Annotated in this window: 18 protein-coding genes; 4 read left to right on the forward strand and 14 right to left on the reverse strand. The window is 66.2% G+C overall.

Annotated elements, in window-relative coordinates; translation table 11 throughout:
* Window positions 1-5 precede the first annotated feature (5 nt).
* The gene (locus CAL28_RS25145; protein WP_094843855.1) at window positions 6-659 is read right to left on the reverse strand and encodes a YbhB/YbcL family Raf kinase inhibitor-like protein; all 654 of its coding nucleotides are present in this window, start codon (window positions 657-659) and stop codon (window positions 6-8) included.
* Window positions 660-717: 58 nt separating this feature from the next.
* The gene (tyrS, locus tag CAL28_RS25150; protein ID WP_094843856.1) at window positions 718-1947 is read right to left on the reverse strand and encodes a tyrosine--tRNA ligase; all 1230 of its coding nucleotides are present in this window, start codon (window positions 1945-1947) and stop codon (window positions 718-720) included.
* A gap of 148 nt (window positions 1948-2095) precedes the next feature.
* On the opposite strand from tyrS, the gene CAL28_RS25155 reads away from it, so the two are divergent.
* Entirely contained in the window at window positions 2096-3511 is a 1416-nt protein-coding gene (locus CAL28_RS25155) for a M23 family metallopeptidase (RefSeq protein WP_254926226.1), read from the forward strand.
* Between the two features lie 25 nt (window positions 3512-3536).
* A complete protein-coding gene (locus tag CAL28_RS25160; RefSeq protein ID WP_094843857.1) occupies window positions 3537-4655 on the forward strand; it encodes an anhydro-N-acetylmuramic acid kinase in 1119 nt (372 codons plus the stop codon).
* Between the two features lie 183 nt (window positions 4656-4838).
* Here CAL28_RS25160 and erpA read toward each other — a convergent pair whose 3' ends face one another.
* The 11 genes from erpA to pmbA all read right to left on the reverse strand — a co-directional run bounded on the left by erpA (window position 4839) and on the right by pmbA (window position 14722).
* Window positions 4839-5210 (reverse strand): iron-sulfur cluster insertion protein ErpA, encoded by a 372-nt coding sequence (erpA, locus tag CAL28_RS25165; RefSeq protein WP_094843858.1) that lies wholly within the window; start codon window positions 5208-5210, stop codon window positions 4839-4841.
* Window positions 5211-5320: 110 nt separating this feature from the next.
* Window positions 5321-6214: a DUF6776 family protein gene (locus CAL28_RS25170; RefSeq protein ID WP_094843859.1), complete on the reverse strand. Its 894-nt coding sequence runs from the start codon at window positions 6212-6214 to the stop codon at window positions 5321-5323.
* A gap of 40 nt (window positions 6215-6254) precedes the next feature.
* Window positions 6255-7319: an N-acetyl-gamma-glutamyl-phosphate reductase gene (argC, locus tag CAL28_RS25175; RefSeq protein ID WP_094843860.1), complete on the reverse strand. Its 1065-nt coding sequence runs from the start codon at window positions 7317-7319 to the stop codon at window positions 6255-6257.
* 194 nt (window positions 7320-7513) lie between these two features.
* Window positions 7514-7906 carry a 30S ribosomal protein S9 gene (gene rpsI, locus CAL28_RS25180; RefSeq protein WP_066355857.1) on the reverse strand — a complete coding sequence of 131 codons (393 nt, stop codon included), beginning with the start codon at window positions 7904-7906 and terminating at the stop codon, window positions 7514-7516.
* Window positions 7907-7915: 9 nt separating this feature from the next.
* Window positions 7916-8344 (reverse strand): 50S ribosomal protein L13, encoded by a 429-nt coding sequence (gene rplM / locus CAL28_RS25185; protein WP_094844847.1) that lies wholly within the window; start codon window positions 8342-8344, stop codon window positions 7916-7918.
* A 311-nt stretch (window positions 8345-8655) separates the two neighbouring features.
* Window positions 8656-9366, reverse strand: a complete 711-nt coding sequence (locus CAL28_RS25190; RefSeq protein ID WP_094843861.1) for an ABC transporter ATP-binding protein — start codon at window positions 9364-9366, stop codon at window positions 8656-8658.
* Window positions 9363-10148, reverse strand: a complete 786-nt coding sequence (locus CAL28_RS25195) for an ABC transporter ATP-binding protein (protein WP_094843862.1) — start codon at window positions 10146-10148, stop codon at window positions 9363-9365. Before CAL28_RS25195 ends, CAL28_RS25190 begins: the two co-directional genes overlap by 4 nt.
* Window positions 10141-11007 (reverse strand): branched-chain amino acid ABC transporter permease, encoded by an 867-nt coding sequence (locus CAL28_RS25200; protein ID WP_094844848.1) that lies wholly within the window; start codon window positions 11005-11007, stop codon window positions 10141-10143. Before CAL28_RS25200 ends, CAL28_RS25195 begins: the two co-directional genes overlap by 8 nt.
* A gap of 6 nt (window positions 11008-11013) precedes the next feature.
* The gene (locus CAL28_RS25205) at window positions 11014-11895 is read right to left on the reverse strand and encodes a branched-chain amino acid ABC transporter permease (RefSeq protein WP_094843863.1); all 882 of its coding nucleotides are present in this window, start codon (window positions 11893-11895) and stop codon (window positions 11014-11016) included.
* 94 nt (window positions 11896-11989) lie between these two features.
* Entirely contained in the window at window positions 11990-13141 is a 1152-nt protein-coding gene (locus CAL28_RS25210; RefSeq protein WP_094843864.1) for an ABC transporter substrate-binding protein, read from the reverse strand.
* A gap of 216 nt (window positions 13142-13357) precedes the next feature.
* On the reverse strand, window positions 13358-14722 hold the full coding sequence (gene pmbA / locus CAL28_RS25215; protein ID WP_094843865.1) for a metalloprotease PmbA: 1365 nt from the start codon (window positions 14720-14722) through the stop codon (window positions 13358-13360).
* A gap of 60 nt (window positions 14723-14782) precedes the next feature.
* Between pmbA and yjgA the strand changes: the two genes are divergently transcribed.
* Both yjgA and CAL28_RS25225 read left to right on the forward strand, forming a co-directional pair.
* A complete protein-coding gene (yjgA, locus tag CAL28_RS25220) occupies window positions 14783-15322 on the forward strand; it encodes a ribosome biogenesis factor YjgA (RefSeq protein WP_094843866.1) in 540 nt (179 codons plus the stop codon).
* Between the two features lie 42 nt (window positions 15323-15364).
* Window positions 15365-16048: an alpha/beta hydrolase gene (locus tag CAL28_RS25225; RefSeq protein ID WP_094843867.1), complete on the forward strand. Its 684-nt coding sequence runs from the start codon at window positions 15365-15367 to the stop codon at window positions 16046-16048.
* Here CAL28_RS25225 and CAL28_RS25230 read toward each other — a convergent pair.
* The gene (locus CAL28_RS25230) at window positions 16041-18494 is read right to left on the reverse strand and encodes a bifunctional acetate--CoA ligase family protein/GNAT family N-acetyltransferase (protein ID WP_094843868.1); all 2454 of its coding nucleotides are present in this window, start codon (window positions 18492-18494) and stop codon (window positions 16041-16043) included. The genes CAL28_RS25225 and CAL28_RS25230 overlap by 8 nt on opposite strands.
* Window positions 18495-18584 lie beyond the last annotated feature (90 nt).

An 18584-nucleotide genomic window follows, 5' to 3' on the forward strand; every position in this document is an offset into this window, starting at 1 on the left:
CGCGATCATGCCGATGTGGTGCCGATCTGCTTGGGTGCCAGCGAGGGATTCAGGGTGTACACACCGGTAAGGGACGCCTGCGCCAGGATCTTGCCCTGGATGGCGCTGAGGACCTGTTTCCCATTGAACGTGCCTTCCACGTCCAGCCGTGGGACGCTCAGCGCGTACAGCGTGAAGATATAGTGGTGTACCAGGCTGTCATTCCAGGGCGGGCACGGACCGTCATAACCGAAATAGTCGCCGCTCATGTCGCGATCGGCGGCAAACCAGCTGGTGTAGTCGTTGATCCCCTGGCGTGCCTCGTGCGGCGCGAGCGGACCGCCCTTGCCACGCGGCGTGATGCCGTTGGAAAAAGCGCCTTCCTCGATTTCCCGCATGTCCGCCGGCAGGTCTACCAGCACCCAATGGAAAAACTCCACGCGCGGCAGATCGGCGGGCACCACGCGCCCTTCCTGGTTGACGTCGTCCGGCTTGCTGGGCACGTCCGGATCGTGGCAGACCATGACGAAGGACTGGGTGCCGTCCGGCACATCGTCCCAGGAAAACTGGGGGTTGAAGTTATCCGCCAACGCGACATGCGACTGCGGGTCGATCCGCGCGAAGGCATAGCGTTCGGGGATCGACTCATTATCGGAAAAAGACAAGCTCGCTAGCTTCATGGCATGCCTCCTTTAAAGAAACCAAAAGGATAGGTCGTATGCGTCGCCGGATGATTCCCTACGACGCCAAGGTAACACGCGCGAACTTCCGTTTTCCTACTTGGATCACGTAGACACCCCCGGACAATTGCAACGATTTGTCTTCCACCTTCTCGCCGTTCACGCGCACGCCCCCCTGCTCGACGTTGCGCTGGGCTTCGGCGCCTGATGCGGCCAGGCCGGCTTCGCGCAGCACCTTCAGAATGCCGAGCGGCGCGCCGGCCACCGTGACTTCCGGCATATCCTCCGGCAGGGCGCCATCGCGGAAGCGCGCTTCGAATTCGGCCAGGGCATCGCGGCCGGCCTGGGCGCCATGGAAGCGCGCGACGATTTCCTGAGCCAGTTCGACCTTGGCATCGCGCGGATTGCGGCCCGCTTCGGTGGCGGCTTTCAAGGCGGCGATGTCGTCCAGCGAACGGAAAGACAGCAGCTCGTAGTAGCGCCACATCAGCGTATCGGAGATCGACATCAGCTTGCCGAACATCGATCCCGGAGCCTCCGAGATACCAATATAGTTGCCCTTGGACTTCGACATTTTGTCGACGCCGTCAGTACCTTCCAGCAGCGGCATGGTCAGGATGCACTGCGGCTCCTGCCCATATTCCTTTTGCAGTTCACGGCCGACGAGCAGATTGAATTTCTGGTCCGTGCCGCCCAGCTCCAGGTCGGATTTCAGCGCCACCGAGTCATACCCCTGCATCAGGGGGTACAGGAACTCGTGCACCGAAATCGGGATGCCGCCCTTGAAGCGCTTGGTGAAGTCCTCGCGCTCCATCATGCGGGCCACCGTATACCGGGATGCCAGCTGGATCATGCCGCGGGCGCCGAGCGGGTCGGACCACTCGGAGTTGTAGCGGATTTCCGTGCGCGCGGGATCCAGCACCAGGCTGGCCTGTGCGTAGTACGTTTTCGCGTTCGACTCGATCTGTTCCCGCGTTAAAGGGGGACGGGTGTTATTGCGGCCGCTGGGATCGCCGATCATGGACGTGAAATCGCCGATCAGGAAGATCACGGTATGGCCCAGGTCCTGGAGCTGCCGCATCTTGTTCAGGACGACCGTGTGGCCCAGGTGGATATCCGGTGCCGTGGGATCGAGCCCCAGCTTGATGCGAAGGGGGACGCCGGTGGCGCGGCTGCGGGCCAGTTTGCGCACGAATTCCGACTCGACGAGCAGTTCGTCGCAGCCGCGCTTGGCGACGCGGAGGTCGGCTTCGACTTCCGCGGTAATGGGAGCTTCGGATTGGGACATATTGGGGAACGATCTAACCCTTCCGGACGGGCAAAGGGGAGGTAAAACTCACAAAAGTTGTCGAAAATTCTAGCCGAATCGGCTAGGATACCGCCCTAATCATACGCAACTGTCATGGGGGCACTGCCGCCCCAGGGTTTTTCTTAAGATGACTACAGGGTCCAACGAACCCGGGGCCGGCGGCCCGCCCGCCTCCACGCTCCCCACCCTGCCGAATTCCGCATTCCCCTCCCGCCGTTCCCGAATTTTCCGCGCGGCCGCCGTTGCCACCGCGTTGGGTTTGTTCGCCGCCGCCGCCGCGGTCGGCATGGTTCAGCATCCCGACGCCGACCTGCCGCCGACCCGTACGATCGAGAAAGTCATGGCCCTGTCGCCGGCCGACTACGAAGTCAGCGACGGGTCCACCTCCCCCTATGTCAACGAGACCCGCATCCGCCGCGGGGACACGCTGGCAGCGATCCTGCAGCGCCTGCATGTGGACGGCGATCGCCTGCAGGCGTTCCTGACCCACGATCCGAGCGCGCGCAGCATCTATAAGCTGTACCCGGGCCGCACGGTGCAGGCCGCCACGGACGGTGACGGCAACCTGGTCTGGCTGCGCTATGTCCATACACCGGGCAACGATTCGGATGGCCAGGTGGTTACGCGCTTCCTGGAAGTCAAACCCGACGGCGATAACTATACCGCCCGGGAAATGACGGAAGATACCGATCGCCAGGTCCGCGTGGCGATGGGCACCATCGAATCGTCGCTCTTCGCCGCGACCGATGCGGCGGGAATCCCGGATTCGGTCACGCTGCAGATGGCCGACATCCTGAGCGCCAAGATCGACTTCCTGCGCAGCCTGCGGCAGGGCGACCAGTTCCGCGTGGTCTACGAAACGCGCTCGCACGACGGGCGCTACGCTGGCGCGGGCCGCGTACTGGCCCTGGAATTCGAAAACCAGGGCAAGCTGTACACCGCGGTGTGGTTCCAGCCGCCCGGGAGCACGGCAGGCTCCTATTACGGTTTCGACGGCACCAGCCTGCGCGGCGCCTTCCTGCGCACCGCGCTGAAATTCAGCCGCATCAGTTCCACCTTCGGCATGCGCATGCACCCTATCCACAAGACGTGGACGGGACATAAAGGCGTGGACTACGCCGCGCCCACCGGCACGCCGATCCACAGCACGTCGGACGGCGAAGTCGAATTCGCCGGCACGCAGAACGGCTACGGCAACGTCGTGATCGTCAAGCACGACAACAAGTTCTCCACGCTCTACGCCCACCAAAGCCGCATTGCGCCCGGCATCCGCAAGGGCGTGCGCGTCACGCAGGGCGAAGTCATCGGCTACGTCGGCCAGACCGGCTGGGCCACCGGTCCGCATCTGCACTATGAATTCCGCATCAACGGCCAGCCCGTCGATCCGCTCTCGGTCGACCTGCCGGTGGCGCAGAAACTCGAAGGCAAGGAAGCGGCCGCCTTCGCGAAGGAAACCGCGGTCTACAAGCAGCAGTTGAATATGCTGGCGCAGTTCCAGCAATCCATGCCCGGAACAACGCTGGCCAGCGCCGCCAGCAACTGATCCAGGGCGCCACCCGGACAGCGCCATGACCACAGCCGCCGGTTTGTTCATCGGACTGATGTCCGGCACCAGCACGGACGGCGTGGACGGCGTGCTGGCGCGCATCGCGCCGGATGGCCGTCCGGCGGTGCTGGCGGAAGCCAGCCTGCCCATGCCGGACGAACTTCGGCAGACGCTGTTGGCCCTGAATGCGCCCGGCCCGGACGAACTCGAACGCGCGGCCCTCGCATCCCTGGCACTGGCCGAATGTTATGCGGACACCGTCCGGCAGCTGCTGGCAACGGCCGGCGTAACGAATACCGAAGTCCTGGCCATCGGCGCGCACGGGCAGACCGTGCGCCATCGGCCCGATCTGGGCTATACCCTCCAGCTGAACGCGCCTGCCCTGCTGGCCGAACGCACGGGCATCCCGGTCGTCGCGGATTTCCGTGCGCGCGATGTCGCGGCCGGGGGCCAAGGCGCCCCCCTGGTACCGGCCTTTCATGCGGCCATCTTCGGGGCCGACGTGCCGCGCGCGGTGTTGAACCTGGGCGGCATCGCCAACGTCACCCTGCTGGCGCCTGGACGGCCCGTGACCGGCTTCGATACCGGGCCGGCGAATATGCTGCTGGACGAATGGTGCCGGCGCCATACCGGGCAACACTACGATGACGATGGCGCCTTCGCCGCGGCCGGCAAGGTGGACACCAACATCCTGGAATATTTGCTGGCCAGCGAACCGTGGCTAAGCAAGCGCCCGCCCAAATCCACCGGCCGCGACCTTTTCAACGCCACTTGGCTGGACAGCCGCCTGAACGCCTGGGATGGCTATTGCCGCCTGCTCACCCCGCAGGATATCCAGGCCACCTTGCAGCGCTTCACGGCGCGCACGGTGGCCCAGGCCATCGACCGGGAAGCACCTGACACGCGGGAAATCCTGGTCTGTGGTGGCGGCGCCCGCAACCGCGGATTGATGCGTGACCTTGCGGAGTGCCTGGGCCGCCCCGTCGCCAGCACCGATGCCCACGGCGTTCCCGCCCAGTCCATGGAAGCGCTGGCGTTCGCATGGCTGGCCTGCGCCCATTTGAACGGCGTGGCGGCAGGCCTGCCGACGGTGACGGGCGCGCGTGGCGCCCGGGTGCTGGGCGCGCTTTATCCCGCCTGATCGACTCCACCGCGGTACCGACGCGGCCTGGCGGGCGTGGACGCCCGCCAGGAGGCGCATCGCATGCGGATCGCTGGAAAAGCAAAACGGGCGCGAGCGCCCGTTTCTGTTTTGTGCCCGGGTTGCATCTTCCGCACCCTGGCCTTGCCCGAGTCCGGCCGCAGCCGGACACCGCCGCGATCGTCAGACCGAGAACGAGGAGCCGCAGCCACAGGTCGTGGTGGCGTTCGGGTTCCGGATGACGAATTGCGCGCCTTCCAGGTCTTCCTTGTAGTCGATTTCCGCACCGACCAGATACTGGAAGCTCATGGGGTCGACGAGCAGCTGCACGCCTTCCTTGTCCAGCACGGTATCGTCTTCGTTGACGACTTCATCGAAGGTGAAGCCGTACTGGAAACCGGAGCATCCGCCGCCCTGCACGAAGACGCGCAGTTTGAGTTCGGGATTGCCTTCGTCAATCAGCAGGTCCTTGACCTTGGCGGCCGCGGCATCGGTGAAAATCAGCGGCGTCGGCGGGGCCGACTGCAGATCGACGGTTTCGGTTACTGCGTTCATTTGGTGACTCCTGCCCGATATGGGCGGGGCCCAGGCGGGCCCGATAAATTCGTGAAGGGCGCAAAATCCCGCCCCGATTACCACCTACTATAGCGCAGCGCCCGGCCGATTCAAAATGCCACGGCAGCCTGTTGAGACGCCTGCACGGCGCCGTCCTGGACCACCTCTACAGCGACTTCCGTCGGCGTGAAATCGGGCGGCAGCGCCAGGATGCCTTCGCTGCTTCGATACTGGTCTACTTCCAGCGGGACCAGCGCGGACGCCGCGGCGACGGCGTTGGTGCCGTCCGGCGCCAACGCTTGGCCGCCGCCCGGAAGGGTCGTCCCACCGGCCTGCGCCGAGCTGCTTTTTCCCGGATCGGAAATCGCCGTGCCGGCATCCGGTGAAGACCCTGATGGCGGCATGGGCGCCCCGCTGGCGCGGTCCGGTTCCCCCGATGCGGTTTGGAGCGGTGCCAAGGGCAGCCGGACTTCGACACCGTCCCGCAGCCCCGAGGCAACGAAGCGCAAGCTACCGACAAAAGGCGCCAAGCCAGGCCGCGCGCTGCGCATCAGCAGCACCCGGTAGCGCAGGCCGGCCGGTACCCGGGCAACCGAGACCGCGCGTATGGATAGCGTGCCCGCGGGTCCGGCCGGAAGCAACTGATCGTAGAAGGCCACCCGGTCGCGCAATTCGCCCGCCTGGGCCTGCAATGCCGCCACGTTGTCTTCGAGCGTGCGGCGCGCGGCGCGCTCTACCGCCAGATCGGCATCGGAGGCGGCCAGCTGGCCACGCAGGCCCTGGACCTGTGCCTCGGCCTGCCCGGCACGCGCCTGCAGCGCCGCAAGGCGTTCCTGTGTTGTGGTGCCGTCCGTGCCGGCCGGCCGGAAGAGCATGGCCAGCCCAAGGACAATGCCGGCCAGGGCCACCAGCCCCAGCGCGCCTGCAACCACGCCCGCCCGGAAACTCCAGGACTGCCTGTCCTGTGCCGGCACGACGGGCGCGTCGGGCGGCTGGCGGTTCATATCGTTTCCCCGGGCAGGCCGCGAAGCCTTGGCGCAACCGTCAAGGCAGCACGGCCACCTGTCCCAGGCCGGCATCCTCGGACAGGCCGAACATGATGTTCATGTTCTGCACCGCCTGGCCCGCCGCGCCTTTCACCAGGTTATCCTGCACAACCAGAACGACGAGCAGATCGCCGCCCTCTGGACGATGGAGCGCGATGCGCAAATCGTTGGAGGCTCGTACGGAACGCGTTTCCGGCAGGCTGCCGGCGGGCATGACGTCCACGAACGCTTCGTTCGCGTAGCGCTTTTCGTACAGGGCCTGGAAATCCGTGCCGCGGGCCTCCGGCAGGATGCGGGCGTAGAGGGTCGAGTACATCCCGCGAATCATGGGCACGAGGTGCGGGACGAAGGTCAGGCCCACCTTGCCGCCGGCCAGGCGTTCCAGCTGCTCCGAGATCTCGGGATGATGACGATGGCCCGACACGCCATAGGCCTTGAAATTGTCGCTGGCTTCGGAGAAAAGCAGGCCGACCTCGGCCTTGCGGCCGGCCCCGGATACGCCGGACTTGCAGTCGGCGATCAAGGTCTGCGTATCGATCAGGCGCGCGCCGTTTTCCAGCAGGGGCGCCAGGCCCAGCGTTACCGTGGTGGGATAGCAGCCGGGGTTGCCCACGACCCGCGCCTTGGCCACCCGCTGACGGTTGATTTCGGGAATTCCATAGACGGCTTCTTCTAGGATGGCCGGGCAGGAATGCGGCATCTTGTACCACTTCTCGAATACCGCCGTGTCCTGCAGGCGAAAGTCCGCCGCCAGGTCGATGATGCGCGTGCCGGCGTCCAGCAGGGACTGCGCCTGCGCCATTGCGACGCCATGCGGCGTGGCGAAGAAAACGACGTCGCAATCCGTGAGCGGAGCCTTCTCCGGCGTGGAGAACGCCAGCTTCACGCGGCCGCGCAGGTTCGGAAACATGTCGGCGACCGGCATGCCGTCTTCCTTGCGGGATGTGATGGCGGTGAGCTCGGCGCTGGGATGCTGGGACAACAGACGCAGCAATTCGACGCCGGTATACCCCGTCCCGCCTACGATGCCGACCTTCACGCGTGCGCTGGATGCTTGTGCCATGGTTGCTGTTCCGAATGACTTGCTGGACCGAAAAACGAAGCTTTGATTGTATCGCTGCGCCATGCCCGAGCCTGGACCGAACCGCGGCACTCAGATGAGCCGGGATGTCCGGCGTGCGCATGGGCGCGGCCCCTGGGGCCCGCGCCAACCCCACCAAAACAAAAAGGCCGCTTGCGCGGCCTTTTTGCTGGACATTAACGCTTGCTGAACTGCTTGCGCCGACGTGCCTTGCGGAGGCCGACTTTCTTACGTTCGACTTCACGCGCATCGCGCGTCACCAGGCCTGCCTGCGAGAGGGCGGGCTTGAGCGTGGCGTCGTAGTCGATCAGGGCGCGGGTGATACCGTGGCGGACGGCACCAGCCTGGCCGGATTCGCCGCCGCCATGGACGTTGACCTTGACGTCGAACGATTCCAGATGGCCGGTCAGTTCGAGCGGCTGACGCACGACCATGCGGCCGGTTTCGCGCGCGAAGAACTCGTCGACGGGCTTGCCGTTGACGACGATCTTGCCCGTGCCTTTCTTGAGGAACACGCGGGCCACCGACGTCTTGCGGCGGCCGGTTCCGTAATTCCAGTTACCGATCATGACGATTCCTTAGATTTCCAGCGGCTTGGGCTGCTGGGCGGTGTGCGGATGCTCGGCACCGGCGTACACCTTCAGTTTCTTGATCATGGCATAGCCGAGGGGACCCTTCGGCAGCATGCCCTTGACCGCCTTCTGGATGGCGCGGCCGGGAAAACGCTGCTGCATTTTCTCGAAGTTGGTCTCGCGGATGCCGCCCGGGTACGTGGTGTGGCGGAAGTACTTCTTGTCCTGCGACTTGTTCCCGGTAACGACGATGTCCGCCGCGTTGATGATGACGATGTAATCGCCCGTATCGACGTGAGGCGTGAATTCGGGTTTGTGCTTACCACGCAGACGGTGTGCGACTTCGCTGGCCACACGACCGAGGACTTTGCCCTTCGCGTCGATCACAAACCACTCACGCTTGACTTCATGCGGCTTGGCCACAAAGGTCTTCATGATGGTTCCTGAATTGAGTATGTTCATCCGGCCGGAATCGGCCGGGATGGCTTTCCTGTTACCCGTCCTGCCTAAGCGTTATCAGCCGCCCGTGCCGGTCGAAATAAGGGAAAGTCGTCGATTCTAGCATGAAAACGCGCAAAGTTTGAGCGGCCGGCACCTGAGGGCCACCCCGGGGCCGCCCGGACCGCCGCCCCCCCCACATCACCCGGCAGCGGGGAACACGGGAGCCACAGGGGCCATGCTGTGGCGGCGGGCGGCCCGCCATGGACGGGCTGCCCTTCGCTGCCGCCCTGCTGTGCGGCCCCAGGCTATGCGCCCAGATAGGCCTCAAGCACCCGGGGATGGCCGAGCAGTTCGCGTCCGGTGCCGGTCAGTGCCAGCGCGCCGTTTTCCAGGACGTAGCCGTGACCGGCCACCTTCAGTGCCTGGCGCACGTTCTGCTCCACCAGGAACAGGGTGAGGCCGTCGGCATTGATGGCGCGCAGGGCGCGGAAAATCTCCTGCACGACAATGGGGGCCAGCCCCATGGACGGTTCGTCCAGCAGCAGCAACCGCGGCTTGGCCATGAGCGCGCGGCCGATGGCCAGCATCTGCTGCTCGCCGCCCGACAGGTTGCCGGCGATGCCGTCCAGCCGCTCTTTCAGCCGTGGGAACAGATTGAACACGTAGTCCAGGTCGGCGCTGGTGTCGGCGCGGCCGCGCCGATAGGCGCCCAGTTCCAGGTTTTCGCGCACCGTCATGGTCGTGAGGATCGCCCGCCCCTCCGGTACCTGCACGATGCCGCGCGCGACGATCTGGTGCGGCGCCAGGCGGGTGATGTCCTCGCCTTCGAAGTGCACGGAACCCGCGGCTTTGGGCAGCAGGCCGGACAGCGCCAGCAGCGTCGTGGACTTGCCGGCGCCGTTGGCGCCGACCAAAGCGGTGATTTCCCCCGCCTGCAGGGACATGTCGACGCCGCGCACGGCTTCGATGTGGCCATAGTTCACTTCCAGGCCGCGGATTTCAAGCATGGCGGTCATGCGCTTACCTCCCGCGCGGCGTCTTCCTCGTCGTCGCGGCCCAGATAGGCTTCGATGACCTGCTCATTGGCGCGGATAACCTCCGGCGGACCGCTGGCGATGATTTTGCCGAAGTTGAGCACGGCAATGGTTTCGCACAGGCCCATGACGAAGCGCATATCGTGTTCGATCATCAGGATGGTGTAGCCGCGGCGGCGGATGGCCTCGATTTCGTGCATCAGCTCGGCGCGCTCGCCGGTATTCATGCCGGCCACGGGCTCGTCCAGCAGGAGCAGGCGGGGTTCCGTGGCCAGCGCCCGCGCCAGTTCGAGGCGGCGCTGCTCGCCATAGGAAAGATTGTCGGCCAGGTCGTGCGCCTTGTGGTCCAGGCGCATCCAGGACAGCAATTCCAGGGCGCGCTCGCGCGCCCTGGCCTCGTGGCGACGGAAGCCGGGCAGGCTGAAAAGCATGCCCGCCACCCCGTAGTGCATATGGCGATAGGCGCCGACGACCACGTTTTCCAGCAGCGTCATTTCCTTGAACAGGCGTATGTTCTGGAACGTCCGCGCGATGCCGGCGCGCGTGATCTGGTGCGGCGCCATGCCGACCAGGCTCTGGCCGGCGAAGCGGGCCTGGCCGCCGCTGGGGCGCAGCAGGCCGGTGATGATGTTGAACACCGTCGTCTTGCCGGCGCCGTTGGGGCCGATCAGTCCGAAGATGGCGCCCTCGGGCACTTGCAGGTTGACGTCCTGCAACACATGCAGGCCGCCGAATCGCATGGAGATGGAAGCGAGTTCAAGCATGGCGCCTGGCCCCCCTGCGCGTCCAGCGCGCGAAACGTACGGGATCCCAGATGCCTTGCGGCAGGAATAACACGATCAGCACAAGAATCAATCCGTTGGCGACCAGCCGGAAATCGCTAAAACCGCGCAACACTTCCGGCAACAGGGTGATGATGGAGCTGCCCAGCACCGGGCCGGCAAGGCCGCCGATGCCGCCCAGTATGGCCATCGTCAGGATTTCCACACCGCGATCGAAGCCGTATTCGCCCGGCCCGATGAAAAAGGTCAGATGGGCGTTCAACGCGCCGGCCAGGCCGGCGATCGCGCCGCCCATGATGAAAGCAAGCATCTTGTTGGCGCGCACGTTGATGCCCATCAGCCCGGCCGCGGTCTCGTCGCCCCGGATGGCATCGAAGGCACGACCCACCTTCGAGGCCCGTACCCGCCACAGCAGAAGCAATACGACCACGACGGCCACCAGCACGTGCCACCATTGCGTGGATTGCGGAATGCCGTTCAGCCCCAGCGCGCCGCCGGTAAGCGATTCCGTATTGAGCACCGCCACGCGCACCACCTCGCCGAAGCCGAGCGTGGCCATGGCCAGGTACACGCCCGACAGCCGTATCGTCGGCAACCCGATCAGGGCCGCGACCAGGGCGGGCGCCGCCATTCCGCCGGCCAGGGCCACGCCGAATGGCATGCCGTAATTCATCGTCAGGATGGCGGCCGTGTAGGCGCCGATGCCCATGAAGGCGGCATTGGCCATGGCCAGCATGCCGCAGGCCAGCGTCAGCCAGATCGACAATGCCAACAGGGCGTTGGTGCCCAGCGTCAGCACCACATTGCCGTAGATGGCCCAGAAACTATCGAATGCAGTCATGATCAATCAGGCCTTGCGTTGCACCACTTTGCCGAATAGGCCCTGGGGGCGCACCAGCAGGATCAGGAAGAGCAGGCCGAAGGCCACGGCATCGCGCATGGTCGAGCCGATGTACGCGACGGACAGCACTTCGGCGAAGCCCAGGAACAGGCCGCCCAGCATGGCGCCGCGGATATCGCCCATGCCGCCCAGGATGATGACGGCAATGCCCTTGTGCAGCATGGGCTGCCCCATCAGGGGGTAGAGCGCATTGGAATACAGGCCGATCAGCAGGCCGGCGACACCGCCCAGGCCGCCGGCCAGGAAGGAAGTGAGCAGGAACAATTGCTCGACATTGATGCCCAGCAGCCAGGCGGCCTTGGGCGATTCGGCGATCGCCCGCAGCGCGCGCCCGAACTGCGTGCGGCGCATGACCAGCATCAGCACCGCCATCAGGGCGAAGGACAGGAAGATAATCGCCAGCTCGATCGCCGTGACGTGTATCCCCGCGATCACCATCGAGCCGTCGGGCACCACGCCCGGCGGAAAGCGCAGGTTATTGGCGCCGTAGATGCCCTGGATGCCGTTGTTCAGGACGATGCCCACGCCGATGGTGGCAATCATGGGTATCAGATGGGGCGCGTTGCGGCGCCGCAGCGGCTTCAGGACCAGCCAGTCGATCAGGGCGCCCAGCGCGCCGGCGACGACGAAAGTCAGGATCAGCGAGATCCATAGCGGAATGCCCAGCCTGGTGATGATGGACAGGGCCGCGTAGGCACCGACCATGAAGACCGCGCCGTGCGCCAGATTGATAATGCCCAGCACACCGAAGACCAGCGTGAAGCCCAGGGCGAACAGGGCGTACACGCAGCCCAGGGATAGGGCATTGACGAATTGTTGTTCCAACATACCGGGACATCCGAATCGAAAACGCCTTGCGAACCGCGGCAGGCGCAGCCCGCAAGGCGTCGGAGGCGGCGGGAGCCGCGCTCGCTCGCAGGGGTTACTTCTCTATGACGTACTTGCCGTTTTCCGTCTTGCTGATGATCGGCGCCTGTTCGGCGTCGTAGCCGGCAGGCTTGCCGGCACGATCCTTGGCCTGACGGAATTTGAACGCGCCGGTGGCGCCGGTCCATTGGACGGCGGGCAGCGCGTCGCGCAGGGCGGCGCGGTCGGCTGCCAGGTCGCCCTTGAGCTGCACCTTCTTCAGCGCCTGCGCGACGATGTACATGGCGTCATAGGCCTGCGCGGAGAATTGGTCCGGCGCGATCTTGTACTTGGCCTTGTAGGCGTCGATGAACTTGGTGTTTTCCGGCGTCTTGTTCTCGATGGACCACGGGCTGCCGATCCACAGGTTGTTGGACGCAGCGCCGGGCGCCAGTTCGAAGATCTTCACGGAATTCATGCCGTTGCCGCCGATGACGGGCACATTCAGCCCCAGCTGGCGAGCCTGCACCATGATGGGACCGCCTTCGGCCAGCAGGGCCGACAGGACGATGGCATCCGGATTCGTGCCCTTGATCTTGGTCAGCTGCGCCTTGAAATCGACGTCGCCCTTGGCGAAGGTTTCCGTGGTGGTGACCGGGATCTTCAGGTCTTCCAGCGCCTTCTTGAAGTTGTCGTAGCCGCTCTTGGTAAAGACATCGTCGTTGCCATAGAGGACGGCGACGTTCTTCAGGCCCACCTTGTTCTTCACGGTGGTCAGTGTGGCCGGCAGCACGTCCGCTTCGGTCACGGAATTGCGGAAGATGTAGTTGCCGATGGACGTAATGCCGTCCGCGGTGTTCGACGTACCGAAGGCCACGGTCTTGGCGGCCTGGGCGATGGGGTCGGCGGCCTGCGCGGAATTCGACAGCGTGGGGCCGAAGGTCATCAGGACCTTGTCCTGGAAGATCAGTTTCTTGAAGACGTTGATGGCTTCTTCTTTCTTGCCTTGCTCGTCTTCGATCACCAGGGCGATCTTGTTGCCGTTGATGCCGCCCGCGGCGTTGATTTCGTCCGCGGCCAGTTGGAAGCCGTTGCGGATGGAGATGCCGTACTGGGCGGCACCGCCGGACAAGGCTTCGGCCATGCCCAGCTTGATGTCGGCCGCATGCGCGGCGGGCAGGAAGGCGCTGGCCACCACGGCAGCCAGCAGTTGGTATGTCGTCTTCATGGGAAGGCCTCTCTCACGGGCGTTATATATGTGCGCGAGGGTCTGCGCCTCGCTGATGAGCAGGCCCACGCCGGCAGGGCCGGCGTGGGCAAGTCCGCCATTATTACTCGAATTGCGTTATTTGTTGCGGGTTGCAACCCCGAGACGGCCCCAAACCCGCGCAAGCGCGACGTTTTCGCCGCATCGCCGGCCGGGGAAAGGCGCGGGGCCTGCGTATTATTCCCCGGCGATGGCCATTTGCTCGATCAGGATAGACCCGGTGGATTTCGTACCGCGGGCAATGGTGTCCGCGCCCACCGCGACGATTTGCCGGAACATGTCCTGCAGATTGCCGGCGATCGTGACTTCCTGCACCGCATGCTGGATCTCGCCGTTTTCGACCCAGTAGCCGAAGGCGCCGCGCGAATAATCGCCGGTCACATAGTTCACGCCCTGGCCGATCAGCTCCGTCACCATAAAACCGGTGCCCATCTTGCGCAGCATGGCGGGCAGGTCGTCCGACGGCTGGGTCAGGCGCGAGCGCAGCGTGAGGTTGTGCGATCCGCCGGCGTTGCCGGTGCTTCGCATGCCCAGCTTGCGGGCGGTGTAGGTCGACAGGAAATAGCCCTGCAGCACCCCTGCCGTCACCACGTTGCGGGCCTGCGTAATGACGCCTTCGTCGTCGAAGGGCGAACTGCCCATGGCCCCCGGGACATGGGGGTCCTCGGCGATATCGATGTGATCGGCGAAGATGGATTTGCCCAGGCTATCGAGCAGGAAGCTGGCCTTGCGGTACAGCGCGCCGCCGTTGACCGCCTGCGTCAGCGCCCCCAGCAGCCCCAGCGCCAGCGGCGCTTCGAACAGCACGGGGAATTTCCCGGTGCGGATGCGGCGGGCCGACAGGCGCGACAGGGCCCGTTCGGCCGCGTAGCGCCCGACCGCTTCCGGCTCGGCCAGATTGGCGGCATTGCGTTCGCTGCTGTACCAGTAATCGCGCTGCATGCCATTGCCGCGCCCGGCGATCGGCGCCACCGAAAGGCTGTGGCGCGAATAGGGATAGCCCCCCAGGAAGCCACGGGTGTTGCCCATCACGAACTGGCCTTCGAAGGTGCCGATGGAGGCGCCTTCCGTGTTCGTGATGCGGGCGTCGACGGCGCGGGCCGCGCGTTCGGCGCGCAGGGCGAGTTCCGCGGCCTCTTCCGTGCCGATGACCCAGGGATAGTGCAGGGCCAGGTCCGGATAGTCGCGGGCCAGCATATCGGCGTCCGGCAGCCCCGCCGCGGGGTCCTCCGCCGTATGGCTGGCGATGTGCCAGGCGGCTTCCACGGTTTCGCGCAGCGCCGCCTCGGAGAAATCGGAGGTGGATGCCGAACCGCGCCGCTTGCCGGCGTAGACCGTTACGTCCAGGGAACGGTCGCGCGTCTGCTCTACCGTTTCGATATCGTTCTTGCGCACCGATACCGAGAGCCCCAGGCTTTCGGAGACTTCGGCGACGGCGTCGCTGGCGCCGACCTTGCGCGCGTGGGCGAGGACGCTCTGGACCAGTTCGCTGAATCGCGCCTGGTTTTCGGCGACCGGCAGGGAAGAAGAATAGGTGACCATTGAAACTCGCTTGAGAGAGACGGGTATCATAGCCAAGTCCGCAAACCTGCTGTTCCTACAATGTCAGAAATAACCGAGTCCGCCGGCGACGAGGACGACGGCTACGACCGCCCGAGCAAATCCCAGGTCAAGCGCGAAATGCTTGCCCTGACGGATCTTGGCAAGCAATTGATCGGGCTGTCCCCGGAACGACTGCGCCAGTTGCCCCTGGCCGAACGCCTGTACGACGCCATCCGCGAAGCCCAGCGCACCACCAGCCGCGAAGGGCTGCGCCGCCAGACGCACTTCGTCGGCAAGCTCATGCGCGACGCGCCGGCCGACGACATCCGGCGCCAGCTGGACACCTGGGAGAACGGCTCGCGCGAGGAAACCGCGGCGATGCATCGCCTGGAAAGCCTGCGCGACCGCCTGCTGGAGGACGATGACGCGCTGACCGACCTGCTGGCCCGCAACCCGGGCAGCGATGCCCAGCATCTGCGCACGCTGATCCGCGAGGCCCGCAAGGAAGCCCGCGCCAACGCCAGCCTGGCGCAAGGGCAGGAGCCCAAGCGCAAGCACTACCGGGCGCTGTTCCAGGCCCTGAAGACTTTGCAGTCCTGAACGCCCACGGCCCGAGCAAGCCCGACCTCATAGCCCTGCCCCATGACCTCCGATACCCCCTCCGAACTGCTGGACTGCATCGAACTCGAGACCGGCCCGCAACCCACGCACGCGGTGATCTGGCTGCACGGGCTGGGCGCGGACGGCAACGATTTCGCGCCCATCGTCCCCGAATTGCGGCTGCCCGCCGCCCCCGCCGTGCGCTTCGTCTTCCCGCACGCGCCGGTGCAGCCGGTCACCATCAACGGCGGCATGCACATGCGATCCTGGTACGACATCCTGGTCATGGACCTGGTGCGCCGCGAGGACGCCGCCGGCATCCGGCGCTCCGAGGCCGCCGTGCGCGCCCTGATCGCGCGCGAAAACGCCCGCGGCATTCCCACCTCGCGCATCGTGCTGGCCGGTTTCTCGCAAGGCTGCGCGGTCACGCTGCACACCGGCTTGCGGCTACCGGAAAAGCTGGCCGGCATGATGGGGCTGTCCGGCTACCTGCCGCTGCTGGACGCCGCGTCCGCGGAACGCCACGGCGCCAACGCGGACACGCCGATTTTCCTGGCCCATGGCGAATACGATCCGGTGGTCAACATCGCGCGGGCCACGGCCTCGCGCGACATGCTCACATCGCTGGGCCACGACGTTCGCTGGCACACCTACCCCATGCAGCACTCCGTGTGCGCCGAGGAAATCGCCGATATCCGCGATTTCCTGATGGAAGTCCTCAAGTAGCGCCGGCGGCCGGCCGCCCCAGGTCCAGCCACACGCGCCGCAGGGACGGGTCCTCCGGCTCCGGGTCGTTTTTCAGGCCCAGGCTGGTCATCAGCCGCAGCATGGGCCGGTTGTCCGCCAGCACCAGGCCTTCGATATATTCCAGGCCCTGCTCGCGGGCCGCGTCGATCAGCAGCGTCATCAATTGACGGCCCAGGCCGCGGCCCTGCCATGCATCCGCCACGACCAGCGCGTATTCCGCGCCACGGCCGTCCGGGTTGCGCAGATAGTGGGCCAGGCCGATCACGGCGTCGTGACGATGGCCGCGATGGGCCGGGTTGGGCAGCTCGGTGGTGGCCACCAGGGCCAGCTCGCGGTCGTAATCCACCTGCGTGTACCGGGCCAGCATGCGTGGCGTCAGCTCGCGCATCATCGATACGAAACGCATGTAGCGCGAACGCTCCGACAGGTCGCGGATGAAGGCCTGCAAAGCATCCGCGTCCTCCGGGCGGATGGGCCGCACCACCCAGGGCGTGCCGTCGGCGAAGTGGCGCACCTGCACCAGCCGCGACGGATAGGGATGGATGGCCATGTGCGGATAGCCGCCCAGATGCGGGCACGGCGTGGCCGGTTGGCGGGTCAACGCCACGCGGACGGACCGCGCGTACAGCCGGGCCTCGCCGGCGTACAGGGGGTCGATGTCCAGCGCTTCGATGTCCGGCACGTCGGTGATCAATTCGGACACCCGCACCAGCGCCTGCTGCAGGGTTTCGAAGGCGGCCAGCCCCATGCGATGCGCCAGCACCTTGCGCCACAAGCGGCTGCGTTCGATAAGCTGCTGCGCGAGGAAGCCGTTGAGGGGGGGCAGATCCATGCCGCGGTCGGCGGGACTCAGCACCGCATCGGGTCCGCCGGCGGCAAAGCGGATCACCGGCCCGAAGCGCGCATCGCGGTGGACCCGTATCGCCATGGGACGCGACAAAGGCTCGAACGCGCCGCTGGGCATGGTGTCCTGTATCGGCACCATGTAGGCAGCCAGGATATCCCGCGTTTCGGCCGGCCCCAGCGCATGGCGCCCGTCGCGCCGGACCGCGTCGACGATGGCTTGCGCGGCTGCCATGTCCGGCTGCGGCCCCTGCGGCAGCGGCGGCTGCGATTGCAGCAGCAGTTGCTGGTTGTAGTAGTGGGTGGACAGCACGCCGAACGCATCGGCGGCCGATTCCGGCGTGCGAAAGGCCGAAGTGCCGGCGTCGTCCAGCATGCGCCGCAGCGGCCGCATGCCGGCATCGCCCATGAAGCAGGACACGACGGGCTTGCGCGCGCGCGGCGCGATCAGCGCCAACCGTTGCGCCACCGCGCGCAGGTCGGCCAGCGCGTCCGGCGCCAGCAGCACCAGCACGCCGTCCACGCCCGTATCGTCGATCAGGGTGTCCAGCACCGCCTGCGCCACGTCCGGCGTCAGCGGTGCATGGGTAATGACGGGATTGGCGACGGCCGACCCGGGTTCCAGCAGCGCTTCGAGCGCCCGCTCCGTTGCCGGGGAGAGCTCGGCGCGCGCCACCGCGGCATCCGGGCCGATGAGGTCCAGCGCCAACTGCGGCGGCCCGCTCCCGTTGGAGAACAGCGCGACGCGCCGGCCGCGCGGCCGCCTTGCATAGCCCAGCACTTTCAATGCCGAGAACAACTGCACGAAGTAACGCACGCGCACCGCGCCGGCGCGCCGCAGCACCGCATCGAAAACGGCATCGTCATCGTCGCCGCGGCCGGCCTTGAGCACCACCACTGGCTTGGCGCTGGCCGCCGCCCGCAGCGCGCTGATGAAGGGCCGGGCGGGGCCGACGTCCTCCAGATACAGCGCGATGCTGTCGGTGCGCGGATCCGTGGCCAGGTAGTCCAGCACCGGGCCCAGTCCCACGATGGCCTCGTCGCCCAGGGCGATCGCCGTGGAAAAGCCGAAATGCACGTCCTCGGCCCAATCCATGACGGCGGCGATGATGGAACGCGACTGTGCCACCAGCGCGACGCGCCCGGCGCGCGCCAGCGAGGGATGCTGGCTGAAGTTCAGGCTGGCATGCGGACGCTGGACGCCGAAGGCGCGCGGCCCCAGCAGCTTGCAGCGGTTTTCCTGGGCCCAGGCCTGGCACAGGGCGATGGTGCCGCGCGGATAGGGGTCGGGTTGTTCGTGCGGCAGCACGATCAGGGCACGCGGGGCGCGTGGTGCCAGGCGGCGCAGGGTTTCGGCGAAGACCGCGGGCGCCACGCATACCAGCGCGAGGTCCGGCCGTTCGCCGGCGTCCAGGCCGGCGAGGCGTTCGGGAATGTCCGGGGCCACGCCCGGCGCGCAGTCGATCGAGGTGGTGCGGGCACGCAGGGCCGCGGGCAGGATCGCCGTGCCCGGCAAGGGACGGTCCGCGATGATGAGCAGGGAACGCGGGTCGAACAGCGAAGCCAGTGCGTGTCGAAGCATAGGGATTGGGCCCCCCCGAAGCGCTGCACGCTTCCCCCTTAAGGGGGCGACGCCGGCGGAGCCGGATCCGCGGCGTCCCTGGTCGGGCTA

Source organism: Bordetella genomosp. 11 (genome assembly GCF_002261215.1).
In the GTDB taxonomy this organism is placed as follows: Bacteria; Pseudomonadota; Gammaproteobacteria; order Burkholderiales; family Burkholderiaceae_B; genus Bordetella_C.